This window comes from Microcystis sp. M53603_WE2 (assembly GCF_030065435.1).
In genome coordinates this window covers 1-2,665 of record NZ_JASJFF010000603.1, presented here as the reverse complement: position 1 = coordinate 2,665, position 2,665 = coordinate 1, and the positions used below count along the sequence as shown (strand labels likewise).

At 46.6% G+C, this 2,665-nt stretch carries 2 protein-coding genes and 1 pseudogene; 2 read left to right on the top strand and 1 reads right to left on the bottom strand.

What is annotated here, in order from left to right:
- Positions 1-25: 25 nt before the first annotated feature.
- Positions 26-148: pseudogene (locus tag PX481_RS12860) on the bottom strand (transposase family protein); the annotation flags it as partial.
- A gap of 176 nt (positions 149-324) precedes the next feature.
- On the opposite strand from PX481_RS12860, the gene PX481_RS12855 reads away from it, so the two are divergent.
- Both PX481_RS12855 and ispG read left to right on the top strand, forming a co-directional pair.
- On the top strand, positions 325-1,239 hold the full coding sequence (locus tag PX481_RS12855) for an alpha/beta fold hydrolase (protein ID WP_002763855.1): 915 nt from the start codon (positions 325-327) through the stop codon (positions 1,237-1,239).
- Positions 1,240-1,273: 34 nt separating this feature from the next.
- Complete coding sequence (gene ispG, locus PX481_RS12850) at positions 1,274-2,494, top strand: (E)-4-hydroxy-3-methylbut-2-enyl-diphosphate synthase (RefSeq protein ID WP_288057182.1); 1,221 nt, start codon at positions 1,274-1,276, stop codon at positions 2,492-2,494.
- Positions 2,495-2,665 lie beyond the last annotated feature (171 nt).

Sequence of the window (2,665 nt, the reverse complement as noted above, 5' to 3'; positions counted from 1 at the left end):
TAGCAAACTCTCCTAGCTCTCTCTAACCTGAGTATCCTAGCATTGTTCCCAGTATTATTACTACTAATACTATCCATAAAGGGTGTCTTTTTCCTTTATTCTTACGAAAGTCCTTGACTTGTTTTAGTTTTTCTATTAAGCTCAACATATATTTTAAAAGTTGGCAGTCACTTCTCATTTTATCTGACTGTGATCGCTTTTACTTTTGATATTCTGATGGGAGAATGAAACAGCCCTACCTTGATAAGGGGGGTGTCTGATAATTTTTAACGCCTACCTACTTAGAGTAATATTTCCTGAAAACCTCTTAATTGTTTGACTTAAGTGAGAACTTCACCAGCTTGGACAGAACGTATCGGTTATCAACGGGATTGGGTGTGGCGCGGTTGGCAAATTCGTTATAGTTTTATGCCGGCAAAAAACCCCCAAGATGCCGATAAACCCCCTTTAATTTTACTGCATGGATTTGGAGCGGCGATCGAACATTGGCGCCATAATATTCCTATCCTCAGCCAAAATCATCGAGTTTACGCGGTAGATTTATTAGGTTTCGGTGGTTCGCGCAAAGTACAGGTTCCCTATACCGTTAATCTCTGGGTGGAACAGATACACGATTTCTGGCAAACTTTTATAAATAGACCAGTGGTATTAGTGGGAAATTCGATCGGTTCTTTAGTTAGTATGGCCCTAGCGGGTAAATATCCGGAAATGGTAGCCGGATTAGTTATGATCAGTTTACCCGATGTCAGCCGTCGGAGGGAAATGATTGCCAATTGGTTATTAGATATCGTCACTCCCATCGAAAACTTTTTCACTTCGCCTTGGCTATTAAAACCGATTTTTTACTATCTGCGTCGTCCGCAAGTCTTGAAAAAATGGACAGGAATCGCCTACGAAGACAAGAAAGCAGTCAGCGAGGAATTAGTACAAATTATCGCCGCCCCAACCCTAGATGAGGGGGCAGCCGAGGCGTTTATTTCCCTAGCACAAGCTGTTAATCATCCCGAATATTGTCCACCAGCAAAGTTAATTTTACCACGCTTAGAAATCCCGATTTTATTATGTTGGGGCAAACAAGATCGCATGGTTCCCGTCCAGTTAGCCCAGGGTTTTGTCTCCCTTAATCCTAGAATTAAATATGTAGAATTTGAACGGGCTGGTCATTGTTTACAGGATGAATGTCCCGACCGTTTTAATCCAATTTTATTAGAGTGGCTAGAATCTGTTCCTGTTCTTTGAGAGAATAGGGAGAGTGATTGTTGGTGATAGTCCTATGCAAACCTTGGAATCGACGCTCAACCCTCCCGCAACTGCCTCCGAATTCGACACCACGATTCACCGACGTAAAACCCGTCCCGTCAGGGTAGGTAGCGTTACCATCGGTGGTGGTTATCCCGTGGTCGTGCAGTCGATGATTAACGAGGATACCCTTGATATAGATGGTTCCGTGGCTGGTATCCGTCGCCTCCATGAAATCGGTTGTGAAATTGTCCGCGTCACCGTGCCGAGTCTGGTTCACGCCACCGCTTTAGCTAAAATTAGGGAAAAACTGCTGACCACCTATCAACCCGTGCCGTTAGTAGCCGATGTACATCACAACGGCATGAAAATCGCCCTAGAAGTGGCCAAGCACGTCGATAAAGTGCGGATTAACCCCGGTTTGTACGTTTTCGAGAAACCGAAAGCCGACCGCAGCGAGTACAGTCAAGCAGAATTTGATGAAATTGGCGAAAAAATCGCCGAAACCCTGAAACCTTTAGTAGTTTCCCTGCGAGATCAAGGTAAAGCGATGCGAATCGGCGTTAACCACGGTTCTCTGGCCGAAAGAATGCTCTTTACCTACGGCGACACCCCCGAAGGAATGGTACAGTCGGCTTTAGAATTTATCCGCATCTGCGAATCCCTCGATTTTCGCAATCTGGTCATTTCCCTGAAAGCTTCCCGCGTGCCGGTGATGGTGGCCGCCTATCGTCTCATGGTTAAGCGCATGGACGAGTTAGGTATGGATTATCCCCTGCATTTGGGGGTTACTGAGGCAGGAGATGGGGAATACGGACGAATTAAATCCACTGCCGGGATTGCCACTCTCTTAGCGGACGGTATTGGTGATACGATTCGCGTTTCTCTGACGGAAGCTCCCGAAAAGGAAATTCCCGTCTGTTACAGTATCCTCCAGGCCCTGGGACTGCGGAAAACCATGGTCGAATACGTTGCCTGTCCTTCCTGTGGTCGCACTCTTTTTAATTTAGAAGATGTCCTGCAGCAAGTGCGGGCAGCGACTCAACACCTCACCGGACTCGATATCGCCGTTATGGGTTGTATTGTCAATGGACCGGGAGAAATGGCCGACGCAGACTATGGTTATGTGGGGAAACAGGCCGGTTATATCTCCCTTTATCGCGGTCGCCAGGAAATTAAACGCGTCCCCGAAAATGAAGGTGTAAGCGAGTTGATTAATTTAATTAAAGCCGATGGCCGTTGGGTAGAACCTTAATTAGTTTTACCGGTAGGGGTTGACATCTATTCAACCCCCGATCATCGGCGAGGATTTGTTACAATAGAAAGCTTGCTAGAAATTGCCGCCCCAGAGAGTTCATGCTACCCACACGCGATTGTGTTCGTCAAACCCCCGCTTACACTCCGGGAGAACAGCCCCAAAGCGCGG

Coding starts and splice junctions, on each gene's coding strand:
- ispG (WP_288057182.1), top strand. CDS start 1,274: ATGCAAACCTTGGAATCGACGCTCAACCCTCCCGCAACTGCCTCCGAA.